At 68.4% G+C, this 2,200-nt stretch carries 2 protein-coding genes and 1 pseudogene; 2 read left to right on the top strand and 1 reads right to left on the bottom strand.

Annotated features, from left to right (window positions below; genetic code table 11):
* A pseudogene (locus tag RT567_RS16075) lies at nt 1-561 on the top strand (complex I NDUFA9 subunit family protein); the annotation flags it as partial.
* A gap of 74 nt (nt 562-635) precedes the next feature.
* On the opposite strand, the gene RT567_RS16070 reads toward RT567_RS16075, so the two are convergent.
* Nucleotides 636-1,442 (bottom strand): undecaprenyl-diphosphate phosphatase, encoded by an 807-nt coding sequence (locus tag RT567_RS16070; protein ID WP_313577216.1) that lies wholly within the window; start codon nt 1,440-1,442, stop codon nt 636-638.
* A 127-nt stretch (nt 1,443-1,569) separates the two neighbouring features.
* On the opposite strand from RT567_RS16070, the gene RT567_RS16065 reads away from it, so the two are divergent.
* Nucleotides 1,570-2,200, top strand: a 631-nt coding sequence (locus RT567_RS16065; protein ID WP_313577215.1) for a cation diffusion facilitator family transporter, incomplete at its 3' end; no start/stop codon positions are given.

Below are 2,200 nucleotides of genomic sequence, written 5' to 3'. Positions count from 1 at the left end.
GCGGCCGAAGCCGCCGTGCGCGCCGCCTTCCCCGGCGCGGTCGTCGTGCGCCCGTCGATCGTGTTCGGCTCGGGCGACAACTTCCTGAACCGCTTCGCCGCCATGGCCAGCTGGTCGCCGGTCCTGCCGCTGATCGGCGGCGGCCAGACCAGGTTCCAGCCCGTCTATGTCGCCGACGCCGCCGAGGCCGTTGCCCGCGCGACCGTCGCCCCCGAGGCCGAAGGCGAAACCTATGAACTGGGCGGCCCGTCGGTCTGGACCTTCGAAGACATCCTGAAGTTCATCCTGCGCGAGACCAACCGCAGGAACATCCTGCTGCCGCTGCCCTTCCCGATGGCGCGCGTGATCGGCTCGCTGGCCCAGATCCCGGCCATGATCGGCCTGGCCCCGGCCCTGACCAAGGATCAGGTCGTGCTGCTGGAGAGCGACAACGTCGTGGCGCCGGGCGCCAAGGGCCTGGCCGACCTGGGCGTCGAGCCTTCGGGCCTGGAGGCCATCGCGCCGAGCTATCTGTGGCGCTACCGCGACGGCGGCCAGTACGCCGAAAGCCCCGCCGCCTGATCTGAGGACGGCTCAAGAAAAACCCCTCGGGACGGTCGTCCCGAGGGGTTTTTTCTGCGTGCAAAGCAACGGCGCTAGAGCGCGCCCGTCACGCCCAGGCCGATGATGCCGACGACGCCGACCACGATCCGCCACCAGGCGAAGGGACCGAAGCCGCGCTTGGACACGAAGTCGAGCAGGAAGCGCACCACGGCCAGGGCCGAGAGGAAGGCGGCGATGAAGCCGATGGCGATCAGGCCGAAGTCGCTGAAGTCCAGCACGTCGCGGTTCTTGAACAGATCATAGAAGACCGCCGCCCCCATGGTCGGCAGGGCCAGGAAGAAGCTGAACTCGGCGGCCGACCGCTTGTCGGTCCCCAGCAGCAGACCGCCGGCGATGGTGGCGCCCGAACGCGACACGCCAGGGATCATGGCCAGGCACTGGAACAGGCCGATCAGGAAATAGACCCGGAACGGATAGCGGTCCGCATCCAGATAGGTCGGGATCTTGTTCATGCGGTCTAGCCACAGCAGCAGCACCCCGCCGACGATCAGGGCGATGCAGATCACCAGCGGCGTCTCAAACAACACCGTCTTGATGAAGTCGTAGGCCAGGAAGCCGATTACCACGGCGGGAAGGAAGGCGACCAGCAGGCCGATCAGGAAGCGCCGCGCCTCGGGATCGAACGGCCAGCGCGTCGCCAGCGTCCACAGCCGCTTGAAATAGACGCTGATGATGGCCAGCAGGGCGCCCAGCTGAATGACGATCTCGAACGTCTTGCCGGTGCTCTCAAAGCCGAGGAAATGCCCCAGCAACAGCAGGTGGCCGGTGGACGACACCGGAATGAATTCGGTCAACCCTTCGACCAGACCCAGAAGGATCGCCGTCAGCCAGTCCGCCATGAATGCTCCGTCTCGATCTTTACGTCGGGCGCGCTGCCCCCTGCGGCGTCCCGTCCCCTCTCCTTAGCGTCCCCGCCCCGCCGCCGCCATTGGCGCGGGCGCTGTTTTGGGCGACAAGGGCAGGGAAATGACCGCCTCCTCTCTCGACGCCGCCCATGAGACCACGCGCCGGATCACCACCTTGTCGGTGGCGACGGCGGTCCTGCTGATCGTCATGAAGGCCTTCGCCCTGGGGGCGTCCGGCTCGGTCTCCATCCTGGCCAGCCTGGCGGATTCGACGCTGGATCTGGTGGCGTCGCTGGCGACCTTCTTCGCCGTGCGCTGGGCCGCCGCTCCGCCGGACGACGACCATCGCTATGGACACGGCAAGGCCGAAGGCCTGGCTTCCCTGGTGCAGGCGGGCATGGTGCTGGCGTCGGGCGTCTTCATCGGCTGGGAAGCGGTCCAGCGCATCTTCGACCCGCGCCCCGTCACCTCGGGCGGCTGGGCCGTCGGCGTGGTCGTCCTGTCCATCGCCATCACGGCGGGCCTGGTGTGGATGCAGACCCAGGCGATGAAGAAGACCGCCTCCCTGGCCGTGGCGGGCGACCGCGCCCACTACGCCGCCGACCTGGCCGCCAACGTCGTGGTGCTGATCGGGGTGATCTCGGGCGCCTTCCTCCAGGCGCCGGGACTGGACGCGGCGGCGGGCCTGGTGGTCGCGGTCTGGCTGGCCTGGGGCGCGATCAATCTGTTGAAGGGCGCGGCCGGCCACCTGC

It is taken from the genome of Brevundimonas sp. (assembly GCF_032107865.1).
Classification (GTDB): Bacteria; Pseudomonadota; Alphaproteobacteria; order Caulobacterales; family Caulobacteraceae; genus Brevundimonas.
Note: the sequence above shows the minus strand (reverse complement) of the source record. Positions and strands in the feature narration are given on the sequence as shown.